Annotated in this window: 25 protein-coding genes; 14 read left to right on the plus strand and 11 right to left on the minus strand. The window is 66.7% G+C overall.

From position 1 onward, the window contains the following. Positions 1 to 28 precede the first annotated feature (28 nt). The 3 genes from ACWEN6_RS06455 to ACWEN6_RS06465 all read left to right on the plus strand — a co-directional run bounded on the left by ACWEN6_RS06455 (position 29) and on the right by ACWEN6_RS06465 (position 2,425). On the plus strand, positions 29 to 637 hold the full coding sequence (locus ACWEN6_RS06455) for a TetR/AcrR family transcriptional regulator (protein ID WP_452569269.1): 609 nt from the start codon (positions 29 to 31) through the stop codon (positions 635 to 637). A 193-nt stretch (positions 638 to 830) separates the two neighbouring features. After that, positions 831 to 1,799 (plus strand): GlxA family transcriptional regulator, encoded by a 969-nt coding sequence (locus tag ACWEN6_RS06460; RefSeq protein WP_452569270.1) that lies wholly within the window; start codon positions 831 to 833, stop codon positions 1,797 to 1,799. A gap of 2 nt (positions 1,800 to 1,801) precedes the next feature. Continuing rightward, the gene (locus tag ACWEN6_RS06465; protein WP_452569271.1) at positions 1,802 to 2,425 is read left to right on the plus strand and encodes a DJ-1/PfpI family protein; all 624 of its coding nucleotides are present in this window, start codon (positions 1,802 to 1,804) and stop codon (positions 2,423 to 2,425) included. Positions 2,426 to 2,475: 50 nt separating this feature from the next. On the opposite strand, the gene ACWEN6_RS06470 is transcribed toward ACWEN6_RS06465, so the two are convergent. Next, a complete protein-coding gene (locus ACWEN6_RS06470) occupies positions 2,476 to 3,486 on the minus strand; it encodes an alcohol dehydrogenase catalytic domain-containing protein (protein ID WP_452569272.1) in 1,011 nt (336 codons plus the stop codon). A 162-nt stretch (positions 3,487 to 3,648) separates the two neighbouring features. Between ACWEN6_RS06470 and ACWEN6_RS06475 the strand changes: the two genes are divergently transcribed. From ACWEN6_RS06475 to ACWEN6_RS06490, 4 genes are all read left to right on the plus strand, one after another. Beyond that, entirely contained in the window at positions 3,649 to 4,494 is an 846-nt protein-coding gene (locus tag ACWEN6_RS06475) for a helix-turn-helix domain-containing protein (RefSeq protein ID WP_452569273.1), read from the plus strand. 431 nt (positions 4,495 to 4,925) lie between these two features. Then, entirely contained in the window at positions 4,926 to 5,492 is a 567-nt protein-coding gene (locus ACWEN6_RS06480; RefSeq protein WP_452569274.1) for a hypothetical protein, read from the plus strand. A gap of 146 nt (positions 5,493 to 5,638) precedes the next feature. After that, positions 5,639 to 6,535, plus strand: coding sequence for a prolipoprotein diacylglyceryl transferase (gene lgt, locus ACWEN6_RS06485; RefSeq protein WP_452569275.1), 897 nt, complete (start codon positions 5,639 to 5,641; stop codon positions 6,533 to 6,535). A gap of 420 nt (positions 6,536 to 6,955) precedes the next feature. Then, positions 6,956 to 7,777 carry a 5'-nucleotidase C-terminal domain-containing protein gene (locus tag ACWEN6_RS06490; protein ID WP_452569276.1) on the plus strand — a complete coding sequence of 274 codons (822 nt, stop codon included), beginning with the start codon at positions 6,956 to 6,958 and terminating at the stop codon, positions 7,775 to 7,777. A gap of 264 nt (positions 7,778 to 8,041) precedes the next feature. On the opposite strand, the gene ACWEN6_RS06495 is transcribed toward ACWEN6_RS06490, so the two are convergent. After that, positions 8,042 to 8,467 carry a MerR family transcriptional regulator gene (locus tag ACWEN6_RS06495; protein WP_452569277.1) on the minus strand — a complete coding sequence of 142 codons (426 nt, stop codon included), beginning with the start codon at positions 8,465 to 8,467 and terminating at the stop codon, positions 8,042 to 8,044. A gap of 28 nt (positions 8,468 to 8,495) precedes the next feature. Between ACWEN6_RS06495 and ACWEN6_RS06500 the strand changes: the two genes are divergently transcribed. Beyond that, positions 8,496 to 9,248: an MBL fold metallo-hydrolase gene (locus tag ACWEN6_RS06500; RefSeq protein ID WP_452569278.1), complete on the plus strand. Its 753-nt coding sequence runs from the start codon at positions 8,496 to 8,498 to the stop codon at positions 9,246 to 9,248. Between the two features lie 146 nt (positions 9,249 to 9,394). On the opposite strand, the gene ACWEN6_RS06505 is transcribed toward ACWEN6_RS06500, so the two are convergent. Continuing rightward, a complete protein-coding gene (locus ACWEN6_RS06505; protein ID WP_452569279.1) occupies positions 9,395 to 10,489 on the minus strand; it encodes a hypothetical protein in 1,095 nt (364 codons plus the stop codon). A gap of 243 nt (positions 10,490 to 10,732) precedes the next feature. Here ACWEN6_RS06505 and ACWEN6_RS06510 point away from each other — a divergent pair, with 243 nt between their 5' ends. Genes ACWEN6_RS06510 through ACWEN6_RS06520 form a run of 3 tightly spaced genes read left to right on the plus strand, consistent with a single transcriptional unit; the run spans position 10,733 to position 12,106 of the window. Next, a complete protein-coding gene (locus ACWEN6_RS06510; RefSeq protein ID WP_452569382.1) occupies positions 10,733 to 11,158 on the plus strand; it encodes a hypothetical protein in 426 nt (141 codons plus the stop codon). Continuing rightward, the gene (locus ACWEN6_RS06515) at positions 11,112 to 11,435 is read left to right on the plus strand and encodes an ATP-binding protein (protein ID WP_452569380.1); all 324 of its coding nucleotides are present in this window, start codon (positions 11,112 to 11,114) and stop codon (positions 11,433 to 11,435) included. Before ACWEN6_RS06510 ends, ACWEN6_RS06515 begins: the two co-directional genes overlap by 47 nt. After that, a complete protein-coding gene (locus ACWEN6_RS06520; RefSeq protein WP_452569280.1) occupies positions 11,432 to 12,106 on the plus strand; it encodes a response regulator in 675 nt (224 codons plus the stop codon). The genes ACWEN6_RS06515 and ACWEN6_RS06520 overlap by 4 nt, the downstream gene beginning before the upstream one ends. A 38-nt stretch (positions 12,107 to 12,144) precedes the next feature. On the opposite strand, the gene ACWEN6_RS06525 is transcribed toward ACWEN6_RS06520, so the two are convergent. Next, complete coding sequence (locus tag ACWEN6_RS06525) at positions 12,145 to 12,957, minus strand: DUF1206 domain-containing protein (RefSeq protein ID WP_452569281.1); 813 nt, start codon at positions 12,955 to 12,957, stop codon at positions 12,145 to 12,147. Positions 12,958 to 13,838: 881 nt separating this feature from the next. Further along, a complete protein-coding gene (locus tag ACWEN6_RS06530; protein ID WP_452569282.1) occupies positions 13,839 to 15,167 on the minus strand; it encodes a hypothetical protein in 1,329 nt (442 codons plus the stop codon). Between the two features lie 946 nt (positions 15,168 to 16,113). On the opposite strand from ACWEN6_RS06530, the gene ACWEN6_RS06535 reads away from it, so the two are divergent. Then, positions 16,114 to 16,257 carry a hypothetical protein gene (locus ACWEN6_RS06535; RefSeq protein WP_452569283.1) on the plus strand — a complete coding sequence of 48 codons (144 nt, stop codon included), beginning with the start codon at positions 16,114 to 16,116 and terminating at the stop codon, positions 16,255 to 16,257. Between the two features lie 494 nt (positions 16,258 to 16,751). Here ACWEN6_RS06535 and ACWEN6_RS06540 read toward each other — a convergent pair whose 3' ends face one another. The 3 genes from ACWEN6_RS06540 to ACWEN6_RS06550 all read right to left on the minus strand — a co-directional run bounded on the left by ACWEN6_RS06540 (position 16,752) and on the right by ACWEN6_RS06550 (position 19,935). Beyond that, positions 16,752 to 17,456, minus strand: a complete 705-nt coding sequence (locus ACWEN6_RS06540; protein WP_452569284.1) for a S26 family signal peptidase — start codon at positions 17,454 to 17,456, stop codon at positions 16,752 to 16,754. Continuing rightward, complete coding sequence (locus tag ACWEN6_RS06545; RefSeq protein ID WP_452569285.1) at positions 17,453 to 19,288, minus strand: ABC transporter ATP-binding protein; 1,836 nt, start codon at positions 19,286 to 19,288, stop codon at positions 17,453 to 17,455. Before ACWEN6_RS06545 ends, ACWEN6_RS06540 begins: the two co-directional genes overlap by 4 nt. A gap of 95 nt (positions 19,289 to 19,383) precedes the next feature. Next, on the minus strand, positions 19,384 to 19,935 hold the full coding sequence (locus ACWEN6_RS06550; protein ID WP_452569286.1) for a redoxin domain-containing protein: 552 nt from the start codon (positions 19,933 to 19,935) through the stop codon (positions 19,384 to 19,386). A gap of 971 nt (positions 19,936 to 20,906) precedes the next feature. Between ACWEN6_RS06550 and ACWEN6_RS06555 the strand changes: the two genes are divergently transcribed. After that, entirely contained in the window at positions 20,907 to 21,479 is a 573-nt protein-coding gene (locus ACWEN6_RS06555) for a MauE/DoxX family redox-associated membrane protein (protein WP_452569287.1), read from the plus strand. Positions 21,480 to 21,819: 340 nt separating this feature from the next. Continuing rightward, the gene (locus ACWEN6_RS06560) at positions 21,820 to 22,392 is read left to right on the plus strand and encodes a S26 family signal peptidase (RefSeq protein ID WP_452569288.1); all 573 of its coding nucleotides are present in this window, start codon (positions 21,820 to 21,822) and stop codon (positions 22,390 to 22,392) included. 138 nt (positions 22,393 to 22,530) lie between these two features. Here ACWEN6_RS06560 and ACWEN6_RS06565 read toward each other — a convergent pair whose 3' ends face one another. From ACWEN6_RS06565 to ACWEN6_RS06575, 3 genes are all read right to left on the minus strand, one after another. Continuing rightward, positions 22,531 to 22,875 (minus strand): helix-turn-helix domain-containing protein, encoded by a 345-nt coding sequence (locus ACWEN6_RS06565; protein WP_452569289.1) that lies wholly within the window; start codon positions 22,873 to 22,875, stop codon positions 22,531 to 22,533. A gap of 439 nt (positions 22,876 to 23,314) precedes the next feature. After that, complete coding sequence (locus ACWEN6_RS06570; RefSeq protein ID WP_452569290.1) at positions 23,315 to 23,719, minus strand: cobalamin biosynthesis protein; 405 nt, start codon at positions 23,717 to 23,719, stop codon at positions 23,315 to 23,317. A 183-nt stretch (positions 23,720 to 23,902) separates the two neighbouring features. Beyond that, a complete protein-coding gene (locus ACWEN6_RS06575) occupies positions 23,903 to 24,193 on the minus strand; it encodes a hypothetical protein (RefSeq protein WP_452569291.1) in 291 nt (96 codons plus the stop codon). Positions 24,194 to 24,518: the final 325 nt, after the last annotated feature.

The raw sequence follows: 24,518 nt of genomic DNA on the forward strand, positions 1-24,518 counted from the left end.
ACCGTCAAGAACCGATAGGCTGCGGAGCATGGCGAGACCTCGGAGCTTCGACGAGAACCAGGTGCTGCGCATCGCCAGAGACCAGTTCTGGTCGGCCGGGTACGCGGCGACCAGCGTGGAGGACATCCTCACCGCCACCGGCCTCGGCAAGGGAAGCTTCTACGGCGCCTTCGGCGACAAGCGCAAACTGTTCAAGCGCGTCTTCGACGACTACTGCACCGGGTTGATCGAGGTCCTGCGCCGCGAACTCGACGGCCCGGACGAGGGCGCTTTCGAGCGACTGCGGGCCCAGATCATGGCGATCGCCGACGCCACCGCCGCCGACACCTGCCTGCGCGGCTGTCTGCTGGCCAAGGGCACCGCGGAGCTGTCCGAACACGACCCGCAGATCACGGCGATCGCCCGCCGCACCTTCGACGCCATCAAAGAGATGCTCACCGCCTGCGTCGCGGCGGCACAGCGGGCCGGCGAGATCAGCCCGGACGCCGACCCTGCCCGGCTCGCGGCTCTCCTGCTCGCCGTCCTGCGCGGCATCGAAGCCCTCGGCAAGGCCGGCGGCTCCCCCGCCTCCCTCCCGCGGATCGCCGAGACCGCCCTGTCCCTGCTCCCCACCCACAAGACGACCCCCGCCAACTGAGTCGACACGTCGAAGCCGTCCCACGGCGCACCGGTGGCGCCTGAGGCGGAGCCCCAGCCTCCGGAGCACCACTTCAGGGCGCCACCTTGGACGCGGCGAGCGAAGTGCTCATGGATGAGCGCATCCCGCCATGGCCGGATCTGCAAGGTATGTGTCCTTGTGGCCATCCTTGCGGGTGGACGAACATGGCGACATGGCCCATCGCGTGGTGATCGTGCTGTTCGACGACTTCCAGCTGCTCGATCTCGCCGGGCCGGCCGACGTCTTCTCCGCGGCCGGCCTGCTCGATCCGGACGCCGACTATCGGGTGGAGGTCACCGCCGCCCGCGCAGGAGCCGTGCGCTCCTTGTCCGGCGTCACGGTGACCGCTGATCCGCCGCTGCGCGAGGTGTCCGGTCCCATCGACACGCTGCTGGTCGTCGGCGGTCTCCCCGGCCGCATGGCGATCGCCGGGACGGCGGCGCTGGTCCCGGAGATCCGGCGGCTCGCCGGGCGGTCCGCTCGCGTGGGGTCCATCTGCTCGGGCACGCTGCTGCTGGCCGAGGCCGGCCTGCTGGAAGGGCGGCGGGCGACCACCCACTGGGCGGTGGGTGACCTGCTGGCACGCGAGCATCCGGACGTGCGGGTGGACGCCGACCGCATCTACGTACGCGACGGGAACGTGTGGACCTCGGCGGGGGTCACCTCGGGCATCGATCTCGCGCTCGCGCTCGTCGCCCACGACCATGGGCACGAGCTGGCCAGGGAGATCTCGCGCTGGCTGGTCGTGTACCTGCAGCGGCCGGGTGGGCAGAGTCAGTTCAGCACGCCGCTGAGCGCGCGGACGCCCAAGCGGGAGCCTCTGCGCGACCTCCAGGGGTGGATCGAGGAGAACCTCAACGCCGACCTGTCGCTCGAGGTTCTGGCAGGACGGGTGAACACGAGCGTCCGCCATTTCTCCCGCGTGTTCCGGGCCGAGGTCGGCGTGTCACCCGCGCGGTACGTCGAGCAGGCGCGAACGGCGGCGGCCAGGCGACTGCTCGAGATCACCGACGAACCGCTCGACCGCGTCGCCGCCAGGGTCGGGCTGGGCACCTCCGAAACCCTCTACCGCGTCTTCCACCGCCACCTCAAGATCTCGCCTGGCGAGTACCGGCGCAGATTTCACCACAAGGAGAGCTGACCATGCAGATCGCCATCCCCCTGTACGAGGGGTACGACGCCATGGACGCGCTGGGACCGTACTTCGTGCTCCGGAACATCCCCGGCGCGACGGTCACCTTCGTGGCCGAGCGGCCGGGCGTCATCGCCGATGCGGAGGTCACCCTCACCGCGGCCGCTTCCTTCGCCGACGTGCCGAGACCGGACGTCCTGGTGGTGCCCGGCACCAAGGACGTGAAGCGCGGCACGGCGGACCACGAACTGATCGACTACGTCAGGACGGCGCATCCCACCACGACGTGGACCACCTCGGTATGCGTGGGCTCGCTCACCCTCGGCGCGGCAGGCCTGCTGGAGGGAGTGAAGGCGACCACGCACTGGGTGGCCTACGACCTGCTCGCCGGGTTCGGGGCACAGCCGGTCGACGAACGCTTCGTCAGGGCAGGCAAGATCATTACGTCGGGCGGCGTCATGGCGGGCATCGACATGGCGCTCTACCTGGCGTCCTTGCTGGCGGGCGAGGAGGCGGCCATGGCGATCCAACTCGGCCTGGAGTACGCCCCGCGGCCCCCCTTCAACGCCGGAACACCCGGAACCGCTCCCGAGGGGATCACCGCTCTGATGCGCTCCTACCTGCGTCCGGCCTGAGACCGCCGCAGCGGTCTGCTCCAGGCGCAGGTGGTCCGCTCACGATGGTGTCAGTACGTGACGACGGCGCGGAACCTCAACTGGCCCTTGAGGAGGCGTTCGTAGGCCTCCCCCACCCTCTCCTTCGGGAAGATCTCGATCATCGGTGCGACCTGACCGCGGGCGACCATCCGCAGCGCCTCGGCGAGGTACTCCGGCCCGTTGTGCGCCGAGCCGACGATCTCGAAAGCGTGGCTCGTGACGGCGAGGGCCGGAAGGGGAAAGGTGGCCTCGGCCGAGATCCCCATGAGCACGAGCTTGCCCCACGGGCGCAACCCCTTGAGCGCGTCGACCGCGGGACCGTGCGTCGGCGCGGTGTGCAGGAGTACATCGGCGCCTCCCGCGGCTTTCAAACCCGCACCGTCGGACACGACGTCGTCGGCGCCGAGCCGCCGGGCCAGTTCGTGCTTGTCGGGAGAGCGGGTCATCGCGATGACGTGGTACCCGGCCGCCTTCGCGAACTGGATCCCGAGGTGCCCGACCCCTCCGATGCCCAGCACGGCGACTCGCGCGCCCGGCTTGGCATCGGCACGGCGGAGCGCGGCCCACACCGTGTAGCCGGCGCACACCGTCGGCGCCGCCGACTCGTACGAGAGCCCATCGGGCAGGAGCACGGTCCCTTCTGCGTCAACGGCGATGTACTCCGCCTGCCCACCGTCCACGTTCACCCCGGTCAGCACCGGAGCGACACAGTTGTTCGCCGTGACGAAGCTGTCGGGATGGCGCTCCCGGCAGAACGCACACCTGCCGCACGGCCTCTGGGTGATCGGCAGGCCGACGCGATCTCCCACGACCCGCGACGTCACCCCTTCACCGACGGCGACCACCTCGCCGACGCCCTCGTGCCCGAGCACCATCGGGAAGGGCCGGAGCGACAGGACACCCTGCGCGAGCAGAGCGTCGGTGTAGCACACCCCGCACGCGTGGATCTTCACGAGCACCTGATGCGACCTGGCCTCCGGCATCGGAACGTCCTGCAGCACCCACGGAGCGTTCACCTCGCCGACGACTGCGGCCTTCATGGTCGGCATGGTCGGCATGTCCGGCCCCTTCCTATGGCTCGTGCGTGACCCGGCGCCCAGTCGACCAGCCGGGCGGCCTGCTCAGGAAGGCTTCGCGGGACGGTCGGTCCCGGCAACAGGGGGTCGGGGAGGCCCCCCTTCGGCTCCTGGATAATGACGAAGGTGCCTACGAACGAACCGTTGCGCGAGTTCCTCCGCGCCCGGCGAGCACGGGTGACCCCGCAGGAGGCGGGGATCTCCGAAGGCGTCACCGCGCGGCGCGTCGAAGGACTCCGGCGGGAGGAGGTCGCCCACCTCGTCGGCGTGAGCGTCGACTACTACATCCGCTTCGAGCAGGGCCGCGTCTCGCCGTCGGACCACATCCTCGCAGGCGTCGGCCGCACACTTCGCCTCAGTGACGACGAGTACGCACACATGGTGAACCTCGTCCGGGGTCCGGACGACCGGACAGGCCTGATCGAATCGCCGGAGCCGCGTCCCGCGATGCGATGGGTGCTCGACTCGATCCGCACGCCGGCGTTCATCCTGGGACGCTGCCTGGCGATCGTCGGCACCAACGAAGGCGCGCGCAGGCTCATGGTCGACTTCGACGCGCGCCCCCCGGACGAACGCAACCACGCGCGCTGGGTGTTCCTCGACCCGCTCGCCCGCGAAAGGTACGTCGAGTGGGAGGAGGTCGCCCGGGACAACGTCGCGTCACTGCGCCGGCAGGTCGGCCTGTTCCCGCACGACCCCCGGCTCGCGGCGCTGATCGAGGAACTGTCGGCGGCCTCGCCGGAGTTCGCCACATGGTGGTCGGCACACGACGTGGTGCAGCATCGGCGCGGGCACAAACGGTACCGGCACCCGCTGGTCGGCGAACTGACGGTCGCGTACGAGGCCTTCCCCGTCTCCGGTACCGACGATCAGATCCTCTACATCTACACCACCGAGCCGGGGTCGGCCTCCGAAAAGGCTCTGGAACGTCTGCTCCGATGGAGGCCACCAGCCGATCGACCTCGCGGATAAAGGCGAACCACCGGCCGAAGTGGCCGTCGAGGTCGGATTCCACGACCAGGCGCACCCGGCCCGCCATTTCAGGCGCCACGTCTCGGTGCCGCCCGCCGGGTACGCCGCGCCGGTCTCGCACTGACGAATATCGCCACATCGCAGCAAGGCTTGTCATAGAAATTTCTCGCTCGCGGTGACACGCACTTCCACTGTGCTCACCGGAGCGAGCACGTCATCCGCCGGATAACCGCCGTGAATGTTTCGGAGCCGCTTTTCGGCGACCGGCTGCCCGCGTGGCCGATTTCGCACCCCACAAAGATCTGGCCGCCCCTTCATTGACACTCCCGCGACAGCCGCCAGAATGACAATGTCGTCGCGAGTGGCGCCCTCTCGACGCGGACCATTCACCTTGCTTTCCTGGTTCCGACTCGAGACGTGGGAGTTCATTCATGCGCTCAGCACTGTCGCGCGCGTTGATGGCGGCGGTCATCGCCGCCGCAGCGGTTCTCGTGCCCGCCGGGCCCGCGTCCGCGGGGGTCTGGCAGCTCACCGACGGGTTCGAGCCGTCGACGAATCCCGCGTCCAGATGGACGTTCACCGTGAACGGCGGCTGCAGCGGCCCGTCGTTCGGCGGCTCGTCGAGCACGCCGCGTACCGGCAGCGGGTGGGCCAGCATGATGGCCTACACCGGCGGCGACTGGTGCGCGCTCGGGCGGACCATCCACCTCACCCCGGTGAGCCTCCACCCGGGGGCACGCTGCACCGCCGGCGTCTGGACGGAGCTGTGGGGAGAATGGGCCCAGTTCAACCTCGAGGTGATCGATCCTGACACGTGGACGTACATCGCACTGAAGTCGATCACCCAGGACTGGATCCACGGCTGGGAACAGCAGACGGTGAGCTGGACGGCCCAGCGCTCCGACGTCGTCCTGCGATTCGCCGTAGTGCAGCGGCAGCCGTACTGGCACGCCGCCCAGGTCGATCTCGACGACGTCGTGGTGCAGTGCGCCTACTGATCGACGAGCCGTCCGGCCCTGGTAAGCCCGGGTCGGGTCGTGACCCGGGCAGCTCGCGCATGACCAGCGGCGCCGTCACGCCGTAGAAGTTTGCGATCAGGTCACGACGGCGGCCAAGCGGCTGCAGGTTCACTAGCCTCACCGGCATGCCCCTTGCCTCGATTCCGAGCCCTTCCGAGGGGGTCTGGTATCTCGGATTCATCCCGATCCGGGCCTACGCATTGTGCTTCGTCGTCGCGATCCTCTTCGGCATCTGGCTCAGCGAGCGCCGCTGGCGCGCCCGCGGCGGCGAGAAGGGCACGATCAGCGACCTCGCGCTCCCCGCAGTGATCTTCGGACTGATCGGCGCTCGCCTCTACCACGTCATCACCGACTGGCAGACCTACTTCGGCCCGCGCGCGATCAAGGAGCCCTACCGGGTGCTGTTCATCTGGGAGGGCGGGCTCAGCATCTGGGGCGCGGTCGCCCTGGGAGGCGTGGGCATGTGGCTGGCCTGCCGCCGCCGGGGGCTGTCTCTGGGCGCCGTGGCCGACACGGTCGCGCCCACCATCGCGTTCGGGCAGGCGATCGCCCGCTGGGGCAACTGGTTCAACCAGGAGCTGTACGGCGGTCCGACCACGTTGCCGTGGGGCCTGGAGATCGACCAGGCGCACGGCGGCGAGCCAGGCGTGCTCTACCATCCGACGTTCCTGTACGAGTCGCTGTGGGACGCGGCGCTCGGTTTCGCACTGATCACGGCCGGCAGGCGGTTCACGCTGCGCCACGGCCGCCTGTTCGCCCTCTACGTCGCCGGGTACACCTTCGGGCGGTTCTGGATCGAAGGGCTGCGCATCGACCCGGTGGGCGGAGTGGACCACGCGGTCACGTTCCTGGGGCTGCGGATCAACCAGTGGACCTCGATCGTGCTGTTCGTCGGCGCGCTCGTCCATCTCTGGGTGACGCGTGACAAGGACACCGAAGAGATCGTGGTACCGGCCGCGCGACACACGGCCTCGCACGAGGAGAACGGCGGGCACGCCTCCGATCCCGTCGAGAGCACCTGACCCGACCGGCATGCCGTAAGCCTCCCGAATGCCGTCGCGGCGAGCCTTCCCGAATGCCGTCGCGGCGAGATACGGGAACGGTGCGACGCACTGGCCGGAGCGCCGGGAGCCGCGGCCGGTTCTCTCGTGAACGTTCCGTTGATTCGGCGCGCGGAATTGTCGGCCGGCGTCGCTAGTCTCCGCTCATCCTTGTCGTCATCGACAGATGGGAAGACTGTGGGATCACCCAGTAGGGCTGGGCGTCGTATCGGCAGGCTGGCGAGCGTCGCGATCCTGGCATCCGGTGCTTTCGTCCCCTCCGCGCAAGCCGCATCCCGGCGATCCTTCTCAGGTACGGCTTCCACCCCGCTCGCATCGGCCGACAATCCAGTACAGAAACTCACCCTCTCATTCGAGCGGACCACTGCGACGAAGTGTCCCGTGACCTTCAATGTCTACGGAACCTTCGAAGGACTCCCTCCGGGCCTGCAACTCATCCAATACCGCATCGTCGGCACCGAGCAATGGAAAGGCCTCAAATCCCCCACCAAGCACAACGGCAGCTTCACAGCCCTGCTCGCGACGCTCGACTGGGAATGGGACGTCGAGACACCGACATCAGGTCAGACGTCGGTCCAGATCGAGCTCCGGCAGCCCGACGGTCTCACGTCGAACACGCTCTACTACTTCAAGTGCGGCATACCCGACGCGGACGACACCTTCGGCGAAACCTCCGAGCCCATCGTTCGCACGCCCAGCGGCGGCCCGTTGGCCGAACTGGTCGCCGATGCCGACCTCGACGCCGTTCAGGCCCGGTCGGGCGCGGAGGCCGCCCTGGTCAGCAGGTACGGATTCCACCTCGACCTCGACGCGGGCCCGGTCACCTACGAGGAGGTGTTCGCGACGCTTCCTGCCGGATTCGCGGTGGACGTGTGGGAGGTCACCGGCGCCGCGCTGAAGTCCGTCCTCGCCCACCCGAACGCGGACGGCTGGGTGCTCACGCCGTCGTCCTCGCTCCGCTACACGTTGGAGGGCGGCGCTGTCACCGAGATGACGTTGAACGGCGTCCCGGTGACCGACGACCAGGTCATCAGAATCGCGGCCAACTACGTCCTGGTGGGCGGCTACGAAGGGTTCCCCCGATGGCCCGGAGTCGCCAGCGTCTATCGCGGAGGCCCGGACGACAGAGGGGCCCTGGCCACCTACCTGGTGAAGAACTCGCCGGTCAACGCACCGGCCGGCGACCGGGTCACCGTCCGCTGAGCACCACGCAACGGGTGGAGCCCACCCTCGCCCTCGAGCAGGTCACGCGAACCGGCTCTGGCCGACCGAGGACCTGGAGGCGTTCGCTTTTCCCGGCCCTGAGGAGCAAGCCTGACCTGAGTCGACCTGGGCCGTCGAGCGGCGACTCGACGGCTCAGGCAGCGCAAGCCGCACCACCTCGTCCGATGGACGATGCCCTGATGTACCCGACTCGCAGAGCCGGAGCCCCTGCCTGGAGCGTGTGGTGACACTTCGCTCCAGGCATCAATACGTGTCGGGGCCACGGTGCGGGTGGCCGGGCGGGATACGAGCCGCGATCTGCTCACGGGCGTGCTCGCAGTCGGCGAAGCTGCGAGGGCAGGCGAGGGCGTGCTCGATCAGGTCCTTGGCCGCGCGTGCCCGCGTGATGCGCTGCTCCAGTCGGGTGACATGGTCACGCAAGAGCTCTCGGTGATCCATGGGATCCGGTGTGGACAGCAAAGTGCTCAGCTCTCGCAATCCGAGACCCGCCTCCTTCGCCATCTGGATCAGCGTCACCCGCACCAGAGCGTCCTGTCCGTAGCGACGTTGCCCGCCCACGCGCCGCGCGGGCTCGATCAGGCCCCTGCTCTCCCAGTACCGCAGCACGTGTGTGGCCAGTTCGAAGCGTTCTGCCAACTCGCCGATGGTCAGGTCCCCGCTTGACTTCATGTGTACATTAAGCGGCACCGTTCACCGCATGATCAAGCAATCCTTCGCGGTGACGCGAGTGGTCAACTCCTGCGTACTTCTCGAACTGAACGGCCACGCGGTGCTCACCGACCCGTGGTTCATCGATCGATGGTTCCTGCGCCGAGGCGAGCCGCTCGGGTTGCGCATCACCGATCTGCCGCCGCTGGCCGCCGTCGTCGTCACCAACCTGGCCGCCAACCACTGGGATCTCCGTGCGCTACGCATGCTCCCGGGCAAGGGCTCCACACCGGTGTACGTGCCCACCTCACGTATGGCGCGCCGGGCCAGAGCTCTGGGGTTCCGGCATGCCGAGCACGTTCGCTGGGGGCAGGTACGTGAGATCGCATCCGGGGTGTCGATGCAGGTCGTTCCCGCGGGGCGGACTCTGGTGTGGCCCAACAACGCCTACGTGTTCAGCACGGCCGGTACGCGCGTGTTCTTCGGCGGAGAGATCGCCGAGGTGGCGCCGCTGGAGCGGTACCGGACCGAGCATCCTCCGGTGGACGTGGCACTGCTCCCGGTGAACGGCCTGCGACCGCTGTTCGGGCCGCGCCTGGTGATGGGCCCCGCCCAGGCGGTGGCCGGGGCATGCGCGGTCGGCGCGGAGGTGCTGATCCCGGTGCACGACGCACACGGGCGTGATCCACTCTCGGTGCTGTTCCGCACCACCGGCACCGCCTCGGAGGCGATGGCCTTGGCCGGACCGGATCTGCGAGTGGTGAACCTGCCGACGGGCCGGCGCTGGGCGTCGCCGAGATGAGTCTGTTCCTGCCGACCGCCGCGGCGGCGGTGGCGGCGGCGGTGGCGGTAGCGGCGGTGGCGACCCACAGCGGCCCGGTCAGGCTGACCGCCCACTTGGCGGTGAGCAGTACCCCCCATGCGACGGTGGCGACCGGCGGCGGCCCGTCAGAGCCGCATCTGATCGCCCTCCCGCAGACACCGATCGAAGTCCTCGGCCGCCTGGCAGTGGCGGCAGGTTCCGCGCCGGCGCAGGGCGTAGGCGCAGGCGGCGGCGCCGAGTGCGGCGCCCCACACGATCCACGGCATGCTCGGCGCGTTGGCGCCCCACGAGGCGAGGTCGACGCCCATCCGGACGTTCATCAGGCCGGCGGGTATCAGGACGACCGCGATGACGGATGCGGGGATCACGGCGAGCGCCGGCGGAACTCGCCGGCCCGCCTTGAACCAGACCCAGCGTGGGTAGACCTCGCCCCACCGGTGGACGAGGCCGTGGGTGAGGGCACATCCGCAGATCGACGCGATGGCGCAGCCGAGTCCCACCTCCAGCATGCCGGGCGTCTCCCGCATCATCCGCGCGAAGTCCTCGGGGATGCCGAGCGGAATTCCGAAATACCAGGCGATTCTGGTGACCTCGTACGGCACGGGCGCGGCGCACGCCACGTAGACGGCCCATCGGCCCCAGCGGCGCGCCGCGTCCGGCGTGGTCCACCGCCCGGTCACCACGCCCCACCGGCCGCAATGCGCGCACGCCCGCCTGGTACGCCTCTGGTAGGCGAGGGTCGCCAGGGCCCACAGCAGGCCACCGGCGAAGACGACGATCAGGTTCACCCGATGCCAGTACAGGATGTCCCCGATGCCGTCCTGCGGCCCCGGCACCCCGGTGAAGGCGAACACCAGCAGCACCGGGGCGAAGGCCACCAGCACGAGCAGGGTGTAGTCAGGGATCACCAGGGCGAGCGTTCCGGCCAGGGCCCAGCCGAAGACGACCAGTGCCGTACGGGTGCCGCCTCGTCCCCATGCCCTGGCCATCGCCATCGCGACCATCGCGCCGACCAGTCCGATGACGGCCATGGCCGGAGCGACGATCCCGACCTGCCCGCCCTCAAGGATCGAACCCGTCGCATGCTCGTCGTCGACCGACGCGAACGGAAAACCGCCGCCGCCCAGCGCCCAGAAGAGCCCGAGCGCCCCATACGACAGCGACCACGCGGCCGCCACGTATCCCGACCAGGCCGGCCAGTACCTCCACCAGCGGAGCATCTCCCCATCACATCCCATTGATCTTGTTCCGGCATAACGTCCGGACGCACCCGCGCCCGCAGGCATCCCAGGCGGCACGAACCCTTGTCCGCGGCCCTGTGAAGGACACCTCCTGGATTCAGCGTCGAGGAGACATGGGCCGTCGGCCCATGTGCCGAACGGCATGGCCGAGGGGGATTCGGACGGGTGAATGTGCCGTTCGGCACAGGCCGGGAGAACGGCTGGGTACCTAGGCTCGGGGGTATGCGCACACGACTCAGCGGAGCCCCGCGGTGGCGCCGCCGGGCCGGTGCGGCCGCCGCGGTCCTGGTGGCGCTGACCGGAATCGTCACCGCGCTCGCGTACGGCCCGCCGGCCACGCTGCCGATGTCCTTGACGATGGCGGCCGCGCTCGGGGTGCTCGCCGCCTGGCCGTACGACGGCCGCCGGATCGCGGCGGTCACCGGCGGGGCGGGCATCGTGTCGCTGGCCGCGACCGCCGGCGTCCTGCTGCTCAGCGGTGAACACCGAGCGGCGAGCTCTGCGACCGGCTGGATGGTCGGCTGGCGTCCTGCCCCGGGAAGTGGCCGCCACGGCGTACCGGATCGTCGTGGAGGCACTGACCAACGTGCGCCGCCACGCGGTGACGGCGAGCCGGGTGGAGGTCACCGTCCGCCGTATCGTGGGTGATCTCACCGGGGGCGCCCTGGAGGTCACCGTGACAGACGACGCTCGAACCGGACCCGCATCCGGCGACGCTCGAACCGGACCCGCATCCACCGCCCACGTGCTCGGCACCGCGGGCCGCGGCGGCGGGTTCGGCCTGGCCGGCCTGACCGAACGCGTCGAAGCGCTCGGCGGCGAGCTGGCCGCCGGCCCCCATGCTCCGCACGGATGGCGTGTCACCGCCACCATTCCGCTGGCCGCCTCGCTCCACGGCGAGGACATCCGGCCGGTGACGGCATGACCGGCGGGGCGATCCGCGTTCTGGTCGCCGACGACCAGGAGAACATCCGCAGCGCGTTCCGGATCATCCTTGACGCCCAGCCGGACATGACCGTCGTCGCCGAGGCCGCCTGCGGGGCGACCGCCGTCGAACAGGCTCGCCATCTGCGCCCTGACGTGGTGCTCGCCGACATCCGGATGCCCCGCGTCGACGGGCTCGAGGTGACCCGCCTGCTCGCCGGGCCACAGGTGGACGACCCGATCCGCGTCGTGGTCGTCACCACCTTCGACCTCGACGACTACGTCCACACCGCACTGCGCAACGGGGCCTGCGGCTTCCTGCTGAAACGCTCCAGCCCCACCCTGCTCGCCGAAGCCGTCCGCGCGGCCATGTCCGGTGACACCCTCATCAGCCCGCAGATCACCGTACGGCTCCTGCGCGCCTTCACCACGCCACCGCGGCCCGCGTCCGACCGCATCGATGGCACCAACCGCACGCGGCTCACCGATCGCGAAGTCCAGATCACCCGCCTGGTCGCCCAAGGTCACACCAACGCCGGGATCGCGACCGCCCTGTTCATCTCGCCCGGCACGGTCAAGAACCACATCGCCGGCATCCAGCGCAGGCTCGGGGCCCGGAACCGCGTCGGCATCGCCGCCTGGGCCTGGGCCACCGGCAACGCCACCCCGTGACCGCGCCCGCCCGCCACCGCACTCGCACGCCGTACGGCTCACACCCGGTGCCAGCGGGCCTCCGCGAAGCAGTAAACGGCGAACAGCACCAAGCCGACAGCGATCACGACGAGCAGCCATGGACCGATCGGGGTATCAGCGAGCGACTTGAGCGCGCCGTCGATGCCGACCGCCTTGTCGGGGTCGTAGGTGAGGGCCGCCTTGCCGATCAGCGCGCCGGCGGCGATAGCGATGACGCCACGGGCGACATAGCCGACCTTGCCGATGTTGACCACTAGAGCGTGGGCCCGCGGCTCGGCCACGTGCATGTCCCGCATGAACTTCCCGGCCCACCCCTCGTGAATCCAGGACACGCCGAAGCCGATCAAGACAAGCGCTATCAGGGCGACCAGGATCTGGCCACCGGGCAGGTCGAACAGCGCCTTGGCGGCATCCTGCGACTGGCTGTCGGTCGAGGAGGCGGCCTTGTTGTGGGTGAGCAGGGCCACCATCGAGAACACAAGGGCGATGTAGACGGCGGCCTTGGCGATGGACTCGACGCGGTAATGGACCTCGGGCCGACCCCAGATGGCCTCGGAGACGTGCCAGATCGTCAATGCGGCCAGGCCGACGGCCATGACCCAGAGCAGAGTGTCACCGAGAGGCGCGTCGCGCACGATGTGGATCGCAGTGCTCTTGTCGGCCTCCCCACCTCTGCCGTAGGCGATCTGGAGGGCGGCCAGCCCGATGATCGCGTATAGGACGCCGCGGGCGGCGAATCCGACTCTGGCGAGTTTCTCCAGAACGGGATGGTCGGCAATTCGCCGTGCCGCACCCTCCAGCCGCCGGCCGGCCTGATTCGCGGTCGTCATCGAGGGTCCTCTCGGATGGCAGGTCGGTCTGGCTGCTGACCTGGACCGGGTCCGTCAAACGTGCGATGTTCGTACCCACTTCCCGCCATATAACCAATTTGCTGGTTAGTGGCCCCGACTCATCCGTGCAGACGCCGCGAAGGCGCGCGATCCACCACGAGCACGGCCACAGGCTGGGCACGTTCGGAGGCCGCCTGGGGTTCGGGGCTTGACTGGAGGCCCTTGTACCTGGGCAGCCCGGTCTGAGCCTCCGCTCGAACTGGATGAAGATGGGCGGCAAGAGCTGGAGTCGTGCCTCCGCATCGTGATCTTGGGCGGGAGCAGACCTCCTGGGAGGGAGAGACGGACCCGGAACGACTCATAAGACGCCGCCGGTCGCAGTGCGAAACAACCGCCCGTCAGCCGCGGCGCCATGCCGCTCGATGTGCGCGCGGAGGATTACCCGAAGCCGCGCTTCCCCCGGAGTGCCCGCGTCCCATCTGCTCGCCTCCGCTTCGGCGACATGTTCGACGGCTGGCGCACCATACTGGCGGTCCGAGACGCGGGCGGGGTGTCCTAGCCGGCCTCCTCCTGGGTGGATCGTTGGACTGTCCGTACGGAAACCATTGATCTTGCGGTGGCCGAATCCACATCCGCCCAGCCGTACGAGCCGTCACTGGAATATCATCCGTCCCAGGTCGGCCCAGAGATCAAAAAAAGTGGAAGATTGCGGCGGCCGACGCGGTGCGGGCAAGCGCGCGATACCCGAAGAATGCGCCCGGCCTACCGGGACGAGCTCGATCGGCATTCCGCGTTGCGACGCGATATCGTCATGGCACTGCTACTGCCGGGTGTCCTTTGACGGGGAACCGGACTTCTTCTTGGCAGGCGAACCCTGCGTATCAGGTTCGATTGTGCGGGGAGTCGGACATGGGCACAGAATCGTTCTGCGCCGATCCCCGGCCCTTCCTGCGCAGTTCGTTGATCCCTAAGGCAGCGGCGAGACACGCAAAGGGAACGGTCGGCAGCACGTAACGGTGGTCGAAATCGAGTACCGCCACGGGGGCCACGAGCAGGACGCCTCCGACTGCCCATGGGAGCCACACCGAACGCGGCCGCCGGAAAACTCCTGCCGCACCTACGAGCAGGATCACGGCAAGTAGCGGGCCCGGCAGGTAGGCAGGATACTGGTAAGCGATCATAAAACTCGCGTACGGCTCGACGGAGCACTGCCCGTAAATTTCCGGATCGTACTTTCTGCGCGCTTCGGAGATCTGGGAATTGTCAGGCAGTGGCGCACACCCGCGTGCGAAACCGAAGGCCGGTTTGATACGGAGAGGATGACGCGCGGGGGGGAAAGCGAAAGCCAGCGAGACGTCGTGCAGGACGTCCAGGAGATAGTCCAGTGGCTGAGCGGCGATGGCGCGTACCGCGAAGGATCGGGCCATATCGTTGTTGTCGGCCAACCCGCCCGGCGCCTGGTTGATCGCCGACTTCGGATCCCACACATATTCCCCGGCAGCGTCCTGTCTCGCACCATTGGGACACAAATGCTCTTCGGCTGTCGATGGCTTGATGACCGAGCAGTCCGCGAATGTCATGGTGCGCGCCCACAGGGCGACCCCGTCACCGTCGGCGAGGCCGAATCTCCCCCGATCTGCCCGGAACCAACAGGCGTACATGGCCAGGGGCAGCAGTCCGGCCACGATCAAGGCGGCCAGTCGGCGCCAGCCGATCCTTTGTACCGCCACGTAGAACGCGAAAACGACGAGCAGTGGCAGACCGATCGTCCGCACCAACGTAGCCGCCGCGAGGAGCAGGCCTACGCCGACCGCGGTCCGCATCGACAGGTTCGGCGACCACAGCGCCACGGTGACCGCACTCATCACCAGGAAGATGAACAGTGCATCGGGCAGAATCCCATGTTCAAGGCGCAGGAAGGAAGCATCGAACAGTGCGGGCAAGGTTGCGGCTATCGCGCCCCATGCGGGCACTGAACGGCGACGCAGGACCAGGTATGTCATCCCGCCCACGGCCAAACCCATTAAATGCTGGATCACCCCGACCAGCACGATACTGTGGAACGGTTGCAGCGCCCAGAGAAAGATAGGATAACCGCTCGGTTGAAAACCCCCGGGCTGATATCCCGCCGCGGGCCTGAGGTGAAGGGTGACGTTCAGGTATGTGAAAGAGTCGTACCAGTATAGTCTTGGGGGTTGATAGCCCAGCATGGTGACGACTCGAAGGGCCGCTGCCACGACGAGGACTGCGGCAAAGGGCCTATGTGAAGCCCATAATATCGACCATGACTTCTGGATGCGCGAACGCACCCCTTTTCGAGCGCTCTCATCGCCGGGTAACTCGCCTTCGGGTCGGACGACTGCCGTCTTGATCTCCCTACTCCTCTCATATTGGGCCCCGCCGGGAACCGTCATCCCCATATCCGTTCACTGGCGAAGGGTCACCGGCAATCACGAATGCCGCCAATACGATACCATTTCATCTTAACATCGATACTGGACATTCAAGGCCGGTTCAGCACAGGTCCGCAGACCCGCTCACGGAGTGGCGGTGTCGGGCTGGGCGGCGCGTCCTGACTCGTCGCGTAAGGGGTAGGCGGATCGCCAGTGGAGTGGGCGCCTCAGCATTCCCTATGACCAGGAGAAACCGTGAGAGGAGCGGTATGACCCCCGATCAGGGGATGCGCCCGATCAATGCTCGACTCCAGGAGTCCGAACCCCGAGGACGCTGCGGGAAAAACGGTCGATAACGCCCCAGATCGGAAACGAGCGGCCAAGCCGCTCATGCCGAGCGCGGGCACCGGCTCCTGGAACCGGTGGGCCGAATGCACTTCTGGACCGCTGGATCACGCGGAAGGCGAGGAGGAGGTGTGTCGTACAGCGGTCACAGAACGGGAACAGGCCTCCGCTCCCGAGAGTCCTCTGTCGACGGCACGACACGTGAAAACCGGCTCTGGCACTGATTTCGTGAGGTCGACCTCGTCGGTCGGCGAGGGGGACGCGTTCGCGCAGGAGGTCGGGGTTGGCTCGGCCGAACATCTGGCGTTTGAGATTTTGATGCGGTTGACGTGGCCTTCGACCGTCCCGAGTTGTGAGGCAGGGTTAGGCCGGCCAAGGCGGCATCGTAGTCGCGGCGTAAGCCGGTGAGGAAAGAGTTGTGCAGTTCGGGCAGGTCATCGGCCTGAGCCTGGTTCATCCACCGCTCGAGGCGGCCGCCACGAAGGTTCATCATGTCGGCGAAGGCCCGGACGTGGTCGCGGACGGCGGCCAGGGGTGGGCGGGCTGCGGTCAGCGCCCGTAGGTGCTGTCGCTCGTGGGTGTCGAGGTCATCGGGTTGCGCAGGAACCAGTGGGTGGCCTGGCGGACGGTGAGCGGCGGCGGGGACGGCAGGCCGACCGTGGCCCGGGCCCTCCAGGGCTGCAGGACACGGGCGAAGCCCCGGACGATGTTGCTCCGTTTCAGCGTCTACATAGCACCCGAAGGTGGGCGGCTATGGCCTGCAGCGCGCGCCCCAGTCGCATCGGTTCTTGGACTGATCGCATCCGCAGCCACTAGCGCACCACCCCCAGCAGGCCTCCTGGCAGTAGATTCCGCCGACGTAGGCGTCGCACCCTTGACAGCCGTTGGCGAAGTACTTCCAGCCCCAAGTGCCACATGCTCCTGCGTCGACTTTGGGAACGAACAACCCCAGGAGAGCCGTTCCCATGGTCTCGATTTGGCGCAGCATTATCGTTCCTCCTTCTACCCGTGATGGGATATGTGGACGTGACGGCTGTGACAAATCGCTGCAGTGAACTATCGAATGATCCCCAATATGCGTTCCGCAGGAAAGTAGCCCACGTGCCGAGAGTCATAGCTGGCACTTCGGTTATCCCCCAGGAGGACCATTTTGCCTTGCGGGACGACCTCCTCGGACACCTTCGCCAGAGCAGGGATCCGGGCGCGGGGAACAAGGGCACCCGCGGTGGCGGCCACACGTTTGATCATCCAGTTCCGTTGGACCACCAATGCCGCTCCCGCATTCGTTGGCAATGGTGGTTCACGCCATTCATGGTCAGCGTCCGGCTGCTCCACTATGACGACCTGCCCTACCTGCGGGGCTTGACCTCGACGCACGATGACCTGGTCGCCGTCATGGTAGGTGGGCGCCATGCTCTCTCCTCGCACTGTCACCGTGACGAGTCTGTGAGCCAGCGATGCCGAGACGATCATGACGAGGCCAAGTATCAGTGCCGCAACACTGCAGGCGGAGCCCCACCCCCATGCCTGGCGCATACAAAGCAGGAAGGCCTGGCCCCACAGAATCAGCATTCCGACGAACAGTATCTTGCGGACGAATAGGGAGCCACGATACCTGCGACGCCTGTCGACGGCAGCCGGCGACGATCCATCTTCACGGTCCGATGCAGTGCGGCGCAGCGCGCGAACGTCCCCGCGGGTGAACGGGTCCGCCATTCGCTGAGCTCGCGGAGCACTACCACTGTGGCGTCCCGGGCTCATGATGACCCCCCGCTCCTCACCGCCACCGTCGTCTCCGTGGCCACGGAGTCGTGGTAACCAGCCGCTTGTAGCGCGAACAACCGCGCGTACTCCCCGTCACGGACCATCAGTGTGGCATGGTCGCCTCTTTCCACGATCTGTCCGTCGCGGAGCACGACGATGAGGCCCGCATCACGTACGGCGCCGAGCCGGTGCGAGACAAGAATGCTGGTCCGCCCTTTTCGGTGCTCCCGCAGCGAATCATGTATTTCATACTCCGCTTGGGCGTCCAGTCCTGCGGAGGGTTCGTCAAGAATCATCAGGTCAGGTTGATCTCGGAGAAGTCCTCGTGCCAGCGCAAGTCGTTGCCACTGCCCGCCGGATAGGACCACGCCGGTCTCCGGGTCTTCCTTCTCAGATTCCATGAAGAACATCCGGGACAGGAGCGTATCGTACCCGTGTGGTAGTTCCGCGAGCCTGCCGTGGATCCCTGCGCGCTTCGCCGCGATCTCTATGCGCTTACGGTCACGCAGCAGGGAAACGTCACCGAGACCAATATTCTCCGCGGCAGTCATATTGTAGCTCATATAGTCTTGAAAAACGGCGCCGATTCTCTTCCGCAGATCGCCTACATCGATGTCGCGAATATCGACCCCGTCCCACAGAATGGAGCCACGGACCGGGTCGTAGAACCTGCACAACAGCTTGATCAAAGTCGACTTGCCCGAGCCGTTCAACCCGACGATGGCCATTGCCTTGCCGTAAGGAATATGAAGATCGACACCGCGTAGCACCCAGGGGTGTGCCTCAGAGTATCTGAACCACACGTTGCGCAACTCGATTCCCTGCCGCAATGGCGGCAACAAAGGCGCCGCCGGAGCCATCGGCAGATCGGTAGGCGCCGTGACCACGGCCATGTAGTGCCCGAACATCAGCAACCCGTGGTGCGAGACTGAGACGTCTCTGGCCAGGGTGGCCAGTCCGGTCTGCAGGCCCGCCACCGCTGCCACGAAAATCGTGATCCCGCCGACCGTCAGCTGCCCGGCGTGTGCCGCTCCCACTGCCCAGAACAGTCCTCCTGCGAAAATCACCGAGGTCAGCACACCTAATCCGGCCTGGATGGTGACCTCGCGTCGCTCCAACGCCCTCTTCGCCGCGTTGGCCGTAAGCCGGTCCCGCACCATACGCTCTCTGAGCAGAGGGCCGATGCCGAACAAACGGATCTCTTTCGCGGCCTCAACGCTCGACAGGAGCTCAAGGTAGAGGAACTCTCGCCTCTCCACCGGACCGATCTTCCAGAACATACCGGCCCGTCGCTTCGACAGCGCGATCTCGGCGATCAGAGTCGGCACCCCTGATAACAGAAGCAGAAAGGTCATGACCGGGCTGATCAGTAGCAGTGAAGCCAGAAAACCTGTGATCGTGATCAGGCCTCGGAAGATGCCGAGGACGCTGTCCACCACCCGGTTCGGCATGCTGCCGGCCTGTTGCGCGAGTCGTAGCCGGTCCAGAAAGTAGGGATTCTCGAAATTCCCTATGCCGATGAAGCCTTCTACGGCAGTGAACAACCGGTTCTGGGAGAGCAGGCCGACGCGGCGATCCATCTCCGCCCGGAGGTACTGATTGGCCTGGGGTAGTACCGCGGTGATGACGCCTGCTACGGCGAGCCCTGCGGTCAGCTCGATCACCGCGTTGACGGAGCCGCCGCCAACCAGACCGTCCAATATCGACTTGGTCAGCCAGGCGGTCGTCACCGGTAGCACGCCCGCGGCCAGGGTGAGGGCTATGTAGAGCACTAGCATGCCTGGCACAGCCCTGGTGACGAGCACGCAGGAAGCGATGATCCAGCGCATCGCGGCACTGGCTCCCATGGGCTGATCCAAGGCGCCATTTGCACCGCTGGCCCTGCCGGCTTCGTCGGAGGCGTTCACTGGACTCTGGCCAGAGCTCATGCTGTGGCAGTGGCCGGCTGCTGCAGTTCCACATCTTCTTCGGTCACCACGAGCCGACCGTTGGCCGGCGCCACACGCAGCAGGGTCGGGTACGCCTTGACCTCGAAAGCCTTGCTCACCGGACCGTCAGGGGCCTCCACCACCACGACGGCCGCGGGAGACAGCTTGGTGGTGAAGTCGATCGCTTCGCCGGGATCGCTGCTGATCACGACCGCCACCGCCTGGTCTCGTCCGCGAGGCAGCGACCTACTGTATTCCACGAACCTGGGAAGCTTCTCCCTGCACGGCTGGCAGTTCGGAGAGAAGAACGCCACCACGGTATCGTCGGTCACCGACGCCCGGCTCAACTCTGTCCCGTCCACCGTGGAGGCGGAGAAGGGCCCTACTTCGTCGCCGACTCCTATAGAGGGACGGAGTCCTCCTCTGCCGTCCATGCCGGACAGCAGCTCGGTGTGTTCACGGAGCCGCTTTATCACTCCCACCATGAGAATCAGGTTGAGTACGCAAAGCACTCCGACCAGAATTACCGCCGCAACCAGGAAAGACACAGGACCCTCCTCTAGCCGGTGACCGTACATCCCGGAGGATGGCCGGGACTCTTCTTAGTGGTTCTGAGCATTCAGAACATGTCGTCAAGGCAAGCAGCTAGCCCACCTGGCACGAATCCGTTGATCGCCTGCTCATCCGGCGCAACGCCACCGTCGGCGAGTCGGCCTTTCATCGCTGCTCCGGCCTGCAGCGCGATGCCGCTGGGGGCGTTCGTACACGTCGCCGGCGCTGGGCGATCGGGGAGCCGTCGCGAGGCTCCTCGCCCTGGTCGTATATTTCTCCACCGGGCGGATCCTGAGATCCTTCACTGGTCACAGTGGCGACGCCAATATGAGCACGTCGGCCGCACTTCGTGCAGATCACGATCAGAATCCAAGAACACCGGGGTGACGGGCGCACTTTGAAGGTGCCTTCCGGCGCGCGGCGGCGAGACGTGCCACCAAACCACCCGTCCCGGAAGGCACTTCAACACAACTCTCCGAGAAGCTGCCCGGCTCTCAGCGCAACGCGGCTATTCGACCCCGGCGAGGAGAGCGCGGACGAACCCGGAGATCAGCCGCAGCGCGAGCTCGTGTGGTCGCATCCCAGGCCTGTGCAGCAGTATGACGTGCACGGGCGGCCACCGCACTCGAAGCACGAGCTGAAGGACTTCCACGCGCAGCTAGCGGCACTGGCCGATGCCTCCACTTTGGGCACGAACAGGCCGAGAAGGCCAGTTCCGAGTTGCTCCAGCTTCCGGTACATCTCCACACTCCTGACGTGGTCAGACGATGCCTCACGGCACTTCCTTGACTACATTGTTAGACGAAGAGATAGATAGCAATAGTCCATTCTGGTAGGCGTCCTGAGCTTCTCCCCCGCGTACACCGCGTTGTATGTTTCGTGAGGCGGACGGGTCCCGGTCTGCTCAAGTGCCGTAGCCGGCGGCCGTATCGACGGCATCAAGATGGCCCTCAAGGGAGATGCTCTGATGCAGTACGTGGCGATCGGAATCCGATGCTTGATCGGCACGGTCTTCCTTGTTTCGTCTTTCAGCAAGGTAAAAGGGCGAGACGCGTTCGACGCATTCGTTGTATCGGTGCGTGACATGGAGACTCTGCCCTCGAGACTGGTGCGGCCGGTGGCGTTCATTGTGGTCTGCGCTGAGTTCTCGGTCTGCGTCACGCTCGCGACTCCGGGTCCATGGATCGTCATCACAGGATTCGCGATCGCAGTGGGGTTGCTGGCGGCGTTCGCCGTCGGCATCGCGCTTGCTGTGCGCGGAGGCGTGCGTGCTCACTGCCGGTGTTTCGGCGCTTCAGTGACCCCTCTCGGGTTGCGCCACGTCGTACGGAACGTCGTGCTGCTCTCTGTTGCGGCCATCGGCGCGGTGACCACGCTGTCGGACGGAGCCGTCGACGGGGGTGGAGCAGTGGTCGCCCTGTTCGCCGGCCTCGTGCTGGGCGGCATGGTCACCGTGTTGGATGACGTCGTCGAACTGTTCCGCCCTCACCACCGATACGCGGTGAGTTCACGTTCTTCACGATCGACGGTGAATCATTGAACCGCAGGCCGCCATACGGCGAGACGCTGGTGGCGCTTTCGGCAGCTTGTATCGAGCATTGACGTCTTCTCCGATGGGCGCTTCGTCGACCAGTGTGACCCTGCGACTCTCATGTCGGCTGCTGGGCAATACGCTCGTTTGTTGACTCTGCACACTCCTGGCTATCAACCCAGGCGGATAACCAAACGGTGATCGTAGGAGGGCAATGACCACCGATGCCGGGCCCGGGCCCGCAGAAGGGGCCTTTGGTCCAACACGGCCGAATTCGCAGACGTTCGGTTCGGTGCACGCGCGGCCGATGCCACGGGCGCCACGGAGTTTCAGGAGTCGTGCGTGCGGCTTGCTGCTCGTCCAGGCTGCATTGACAATCACCACGGTGCTGCTGTGGACATCCATGGTGGCCGTGCTGTCCACCGCTGCTTCGGGATTGGTCCTGGTCTATGGATTGCTCACCGTGGCGTTCAGCCTTGCCTCGGCTGTCACTACATACCTCGGGCGCAGCCTGGTCGCGGTGACTGTACGTGGTGTGAGCATGGAGCCGACCTATCATGATGGCGATCGGGTGCTCGTACAACGGAACCGATCCTTGGCTCCTGGACAGGTCGTCGTTGTGGAAAGCCCAACACGCGGGGCCGAGTGGCTCGGCTCACCGATTCCAGGAAGGGCCGGAGCCGTCGTGATATCCGATCGCCATTGGATGATCAAGAGGGTCGTCGCCGTGCCGGGTGACCCTGTGCCATCAGACCAAGCGCCGGCTCTGGCTCATGTACCGGATACCCATGTGCCTCCGGGGAAGCTGGTGGTGGTCGGTGACAATCGTGAGAAGAGCTTCGATTCCCGGCAGATCGGATACGTTCCAGTGGAGCGAGTGCTTGGAGTAGTGCTCCGGCCGCTTTCCACCTCCGAGCGGTAACGCACCCTAAGCGAACTGGTGTCGTCGACGCCCGCTCATCGCAGGTCAAGCCGACCTTAAAAGACCGGCGGCCCACTTCCGTCACAGCGCGTCCGAGAAGGCCTCTCTCTCACTGCACTGGAGTATAGCCCGCTGGATTCAGGCTGGTCGTCGACCATCGGGCTCGCGACATGAGGCGCATCGCATAGATTGTCCGGGTGCGCTGCACTGGCATGTTCGCACACCGCCACATGAACACCCGTAACAGTACGCATATGCTGCAATTCCCGCCTGCAATCGCGACTCTAGGCCGAGCACCACGAGGACTCGTCCCGAATGCAGTTTGACGGTGTTCTCAGTGATATTCATCCGGGTCGCGATCTGCCTTGCCGACAATCCCTGCCCGAAGAATGTGAAAACCTCGAGCTGACGCGGCGACAACTCTTCAACATGGTCCAACGCCATCTTTATTCGCAGCTGGGATTGCGTTTCTCCGCTGTACATCGTGGCCACCCCATACCATTGGGTTGTCAAATGCACACATCAGGTCAGCTAGCGTGAATCATTTCTTATTTGTCATAGCATGTCAGATATTTACACGGCTGGATCGAAATTGTCAACTCGCTATCTGCGACAATTATCCTTTCGAGTCGACGCTGCGGCGAGCGGCCGGAACGTCCTCCAGGACAGTACGCACATAAAAGGCCGCTGACCGAGATCAGCCTATGTACCACAGGCTTCGATTCGCCGTTCTACCGTGTTGCGCAACCGTTCTCACATCAGACGCCGTCCTACCTGCCCGGCCTCATCCGCCGCCACCGCGAGCGGCTCGACCTGGCGCCAGCTCAACTCCGGCCGGCGGGCGCTGATGCCAGTCCATCTGCGAGAGCCCGGTTATCCGGGCAGGGACATAGGTCGCCACATCGTCCGGACGGGCGGCCGCTCAGCCGAACCGCTCGTACCGCTCGGACCGGTGGCCGATCATGGCGTCGAGCGTGTCGATAGCTCGGTACGCCAGTAACCCCGGCACCCCGGCCACCGCACCCCAGGCCGGCGGGGCTACCAAGGCGTCCGAGGTGTTCTCCGCGATCGACTCGACCGTCGCCCGGGCCAGCTCCTCCGGCGTCGGTCCGGACGGATCGCATCCGCACAGGTGCGGCAGCCTCGCCCATGCGGCGGTCAGGTCGTCCGACTCCAGGGCGCGGGCCATGTCGGCCCCTTCCCTTCTCAAGGTCGTCCCGCCGAGCACGGCCCAAGTTGCTACCGCGGTCGCGCCACACGCGCCGCCGACCTGCGCCGGGTCAGCCACTCCGCCGCCACACCTGGAGCCGTCACCGCACCGACGCATGCGTCCGCCACGACGACCGCTCGCCCACGACGTCTCCCTCTCGCCGGTAATGGTGATGGGCCGTGTGCCGAGCAGCCTGATGGCGAGAAAGGAGTCCGGCGATGCCGACGTTCCTCATATCACGAGCACTCCGGAGAAGGTCGAACAGAGCGCCACAGGCGAGCGAGCACGTACCTCTGCCGGTCACCCGAGATGAGCATGAAGGTCATCCCAGTTGGCGTCGAGCCGGGCCGCCGCTCTGCGGATGCGCTCGCCCGCGCCCTGCCGCCACATGCGGGCCCAGCCGCCGCCGTCCCGCTCCGCCCGCGCCCGCATCGCGACGTACGAATGGTCGAACCGGAGGCTGCTCACCTCGAGCAGCCGGCACCGCTCACGCGCGGAGAAGCCGTACGCGTCGCAGAACATCCGCAGGCGCGCGGCGTCCTGCAACCGGCGCACCAGCACGGCCAGCCGGACCAGAGTCTCGTCGCTCACCGCGTGCGGCCTCAGGGGGGCGGGGCGCCGCTTCATCCGGCAAGAAGGACAGCACCGCGCGCCCGCGCTCGTCGATGCCGCGCACCCGCGGCGCCCCATCGAACCCCGCCGCTTGCCGATGGCGGAGCAGAGCGTGCACGGTCGGACTGGACGCCCTCAACGGCCGCCGCACGGTGTCGCCCATACGGACGACGCCCTCCGTGACATCGCCGCGATCGCCTTGAGCAGCACCGGCACGGTGGCGAACGTAGCGCCCAGCAGGCAGCGATCTGCGGCATGGCAAAGACGCCATAGTAGAGCCACGCAGGACGATATCCCAGCATTG

It is taken from the genome of Sphaerisporangium sp. NPDC004334, from assembly GCF_053602655.1.

Bases quoted from the DNA above. Each gene is read 5' to 3' on its own strand.
- ACWEN6_RS06555 (WP_452569287.1), top strand. From the start codon at position 20,907: ATGCAGTACGTGGCGATCGGAATCCGATGCTTGATCGGCACGGTCTTC.
- ACWEN6_RS06530 (WP_452569282.1), bottom strand. From the start codon at position 15,167: ATGCTGGGCTATCAACCCCCAAGACTATACTGGTACGACTCTTTCACA.
- ACWEN6_RS06505 (WP_452569279.1), bottom strand. From the start codon at position 10,489: ATGCTCCGCTGGTGGAGGTACTGGCCGGCCTGGTCGGGATACGTGGCG.
- ACWEN6_RS06460 (WP_452569270.1), top strand. From the start codon at position 831: ATGGCCCATCGCGTGGTGATCGTGCTGTTCGACGACTTCCAGCTGCTC.
- ACWEN6_RS06470 (WP_452569272.1), bottom strand. From the start codon at position 3,486: ATGAAGGCCGCAGTCGTCGGCGAGGTGAACGCTCCGTGGGTGCTGCAG.
- ACWEN6_RS06480 (WP_452569274.1), top strand. From the start codon at position 4,926: ATGCGCTCAGCACTGTCGCGCGCGTTGATGGCGGCGGTCATCGCCGCC.
- ACWEN6_RS06545 (WP_452569285.1), bottom strand. From the start codon at position 19,288: ATGCGCTGGATCATCGCTTCCTGCGTGCTCGTCACCAGGGCTGTGCCA.
- ACWEN6_RS06495 (WP_452569277.1), bottom strand. From the start codon at position 8,467: ATGAAGTCAAGCGGGGACCTGACCATCGGCGAGTTGGCAGAACGCTTC.
- ACWEN6_RS06510 (WP_452569382.1), top strand. From the start codon at position 10,733: ATGCGCACACGACTCAGCGGAGCCCCGCGGTGGCGCCGCCGGGCCGGT.
- ACWEN6_RS06525 (WP_452569281.1), bottom strand. From the start codon at position 12,957: ATGACGACCGCGAATCAGGCCGGCCGGCGGCTGGAGGGTGCGGCACGG.
- ACWEN6_RS06540 (WP_452569284.1), bottom strand. From the start codon at position 17,456: ATGAGCCCGGGACGCCACAGTGGTAGTGCTCCGCGAGCTCAGCGAATG.
- ACWEN6_RS06565 (WP_452569289.1), bottom strand. From the start codon at position 22,875: ATGTACAGCGGAGAAACGCAATCCCAGCTGCGAATAAAGATGGCGTTG.
- lgt (WP_452569275.1), top strand. From the start codon at position 5,639: ATGCCCCTTGCCTCGATTCCGAGCCCTTCCGAGGGGGTCTGGTATCTC.
- ACWEN6_RS06520 (WP_452569280.1), top strand. From the start codon at position 11,432: ATGACCGGCGGGGCGATCCGCGTTCTGGTCGCCGACGACCAGGAGAAC.
- ACWEN6_RS06465 (WP_452569271.1), top strand. From the start codon at position 1,802: ATGCAGATCGCCATCCCCCTGTACGAGGGGTACGACGCCATGGACGCG.
- ACWEN6_RS06455 (WP_452569269.1), top strand. From the start codon at position 29: ATGGCGAGACCTCGGAGCTTCGACGAGAACCAGGTGCTGCGCATCGCC.
- ACWEN6_RS06500 (WP_452569278.1), top strand. From the start codon at position 8,496: ATGATCAAGCAATCCTTCGCGGTGACGCGAGTGGTCAACTCCTGCGTA.
- ACWEN6_RS06570 (WP_452569290.1), bottom strand. From the start codon at position 23,719: ATGCGTCGGTGCGGTGACGGCTCCAGGTGTGGCGGCGGAGTGGCTGAC.